The organism is Ruegeria sp. D3 (genome assembly GCF_056534465.1).
The window spans coordinates 1-2,662 of sequence record NZ_JBQFPK010000038.1 but is presented as its reverse complement, the minus strand read 5'-3'; the positions used below and the strand labels follow the sequence as shown (position 1 = coordinate 2,662).

Below are 2,662 nucleotides of genomic sequence, written 5' to 3'. Positions count from 1 at the left end.
CGCCACGTTTTAGCTTCCGCGTCCCAAACACTGGCCGTGACGCAAGGCGTTGGGTTTATTCCGTCGCAATTGGATCCATGAATATCTGCCACCACAACGCGTTGGCGCCCAAAATCAACGACCGCCCAACCTTGATTGAGCAAGGAATGCACCTCTTCACCAACCCAAAAATGCGACGTGCATCCGCCAGTTCCGCAATAAAGAGATGCGGCGCTTGAACACGAGAAACCAGACTCATTCAGAACCCAGTCGCGTCGTAGATCTCCGTCGAGATCGACCCTCTCAACCGCACCCCAGTCTAAGTCAAACTGACCGTTTTTGAACTCCGCGCAGGCCTGTGCCGCCAGATCAACCTTCGCCTGCAAACCGGGCGGAAGTTGCGATACATCAGCCGCGACAGCTGGTGAGGTCCAAACAAGGCCCGAAGCAAGCATAACCCCGGCGACCAAACATTTCATCTGACGCGCTATTTGGGAAGCTGGTTGGAAGGTGGCATCAATTGCACTGATCATATCTGTAGTCCCCGTATTCCAGCCAGTTTACCGAGCCTTCGCTAAAAATCAGAAATTCGGACCTGTCTTCACCAAGAAGGGCGACGACAAATCCGGCCGGTGGCTCAGAGTTTCCGAAGTAGCTGTAGGCTGTCATGGCTCTGATCGACTCGCCGTTAACCGCTATTCGCGCGTCCCACTCCCCCTCTGGATTGTCCAAAATTACGGGTTCGATCACGCGTTTTATCGCCCCGCCACCACAATAGACGATGCCTTCGGGTGCTTCGTATGAGGCCTCTTGGCTAACATCCGAGCTGCACGCAGAACGAAGGGATCGAATTGCCGCGCTGGAACCTTTCAAGTCAAAGATTCCATAGCTGATATCTTGATCAATCATGGACAGATTAACCGATGCATTTGCTGCAAGCTGGTCCAGCACAAAATCATAATCCTGCTGATTATTGAAACTGATCTCGACTGGATAGTTGTCGACGATCTGCAAGGCAGCGTTTTCTGCGCCAACCTGAAATCCCCCAACTTCGGTGGTGCCGTTCTTCAAAAAGCGAATGGAAAGCCCTTGCTTCTGCACAATGTCCTGGCTGTCCTCGTATCCAGCCGGAGCAAAGCGGATACGGTTACACTGAAGTTCCAGCGTCATGTTTCCGGTTTGAATAAATGCATTGGGATTAGGCCCAGTGTTGAACGACCACTCCGCCGATGCTGAGGTCGCCATTGCCATCATCAACGCTCCAATGGAGATCGTTTTGAACCTCATTTTTTCTCTCCATGGTGTTACGTTTCGTGCAGTCATTCAGCAAAGATTCCAGTCAATTGCCCCGGCAACCAGGTCAGGAAACAAGTTCGCCGTATTCGTTTGCGCCTTCTTCCGAAGGGCGCGTCAACCACCAGATCATCAGAATGGACAGAACCAATTGAAGAATTGAGACAACAACAATACCGGTCACGCCCAGGACGGCCGCAGGTCCTCGCAATGCATCGGGGTTTTCTGTCCCTTGCTCCAACACCGAGAAGAACGCCACCCCACCCAGCATAACAAAAAGCGTTGTAATGCTGAGCGCCATCGGCAGCAGCAAATACCAGCCAGGTCGTCCTGTATCATGCAGCCTCCGCCAACCGACGGCCAGCATGGGTATGAGAACGGCCAGTTGGAAAACAGAGGACAGAACCCGAGATCCCTGCCCCGTTTCAGGGTTGGTCCCGAATATGATCGTATCCAGCACAGCTAAACCAGCACTCACGAGAACCACAAACAAGAAGAACCACCAGTATTCTGAGCGAATAGCCCGACCGGAGAACTGGAAGTATTTCGAGAAACACGTTTTAACGGCTTCACCAAATCCCATTTTTCACTCCTTTGTTGACTTTCTGTACGCCGAAAAACGTTTCGCCGCTCAGAAGAACTCACGCGCCCTTATTGATGCGCCCACTAACCTTTTTGTTTGAGGACAGACGCCTATCGTACGAGAGCGTAAAGAAGTTTACGCGCGGAAAAAATGTTGATTTATTAAAAATTAGATTCAAACATGTGAATTTGACACAACTTTCATTTTACCTCCGTTGTTGTCGTTGTTGCCCGATGTCTCGGGCCCTTCCGACTGCTAGAGTGAGTGCTGGCGGTCGGAAGGCACTTTACACTGATTGAGCCTTGGGAGGACGCGATGCCCAGACTTAACGTACTCGCCCTCTCTCCAAAGCTAGCTCTAGCTCTTGCCATCGACATCATTCGACCATCACGCGTTATTGGCGACCCTAGTAGTGAACGAAATGTCGTTCCACCGAGCAACCCCCCCGCGGCAAGTTTCGGGAAAGGCAGTCACAGGATCAAGGTATGTTCTATTGGCTGCCCAGACGCGAGAGCTTCAAACTAGTGCATCCAATTTCACAAATTTTAAGGGAACCAGAGGGAGAAGAAAATGACCAACAAAATGGTGATGATTGCGAGCGCAACTTGTTTCGCACTGCTTGCGGCCTGCGACGATACGAGTACATCAAGCGCGTCCGCCGAACTCACGCCGGCTCAGCAAGCATGTTTGCGAGATGTAGCCAGCACAACGAACAATTCAAAAGTCGTGGTGCTCTCATCCGCGTTTAGCGAGGCGGGAACACAGGTCACAGTCGGCGTTGGCGAGGATCGTGCTCCTTGGAATTGC

The 2,662-nt window shown here is 51.8% G+C and carries 4 protein-coding genes; 1 reads left to right on the top strand and 3 read right to left on the bottom strand.

Annotated features, from left to right (window positions below; genetic code table 11):
* The 3 genes from ACR0DX_RS22625 to ACR0DX_RS22615 all read right to left on the bottom strand — a co-directional run.
* On the bottom strand, nt 1-365 hold a 365-nt coding region (locus ACR0DX_RS22625), incomplete at its 3' end, for a hypothetical protein (protein WP_480847516.1).
* A 130-nt stretch (nt 366-495) separates the two neighbouring features.
* The gene (locus ACR0DX_RS22620) at nt 496-1,302 is read right to left on the bottom strand and encodes a hypothetical protein (RefSeq protein WP_480847514.1); all 807 of its coding nucleotides are present in this window, start codon (nt 1,300-1,302) and stop codon (nt 496-498) included.
* A gap of 37 nt (nt 1,303-1,339) precedes the next feature.
* On the bottom strand, nt 1,340-1,855 hold the full coding sequence (locus tag ACR0DX_RS22615; protein ID WP_170356931.1) for a DUF805 domain-containing protein: 516 nt from the start codon (nt 1,853-1,855) through the stop codon (nt 1,340-1,342).
* A gap of 570 nt (nt 1,856-2,425) precedes the next feature.
* Here ACR0DX_RS22615 and ACR0DX_RS22610 point away from each other — a divergent pair.
* The coding region (locus tag ACR0DX_RS22610) for a hypothetical protein (protein WP_480847511.1) at nt 2,426-2,662 on the top strand (237 nt) is incomplete at its 3' end.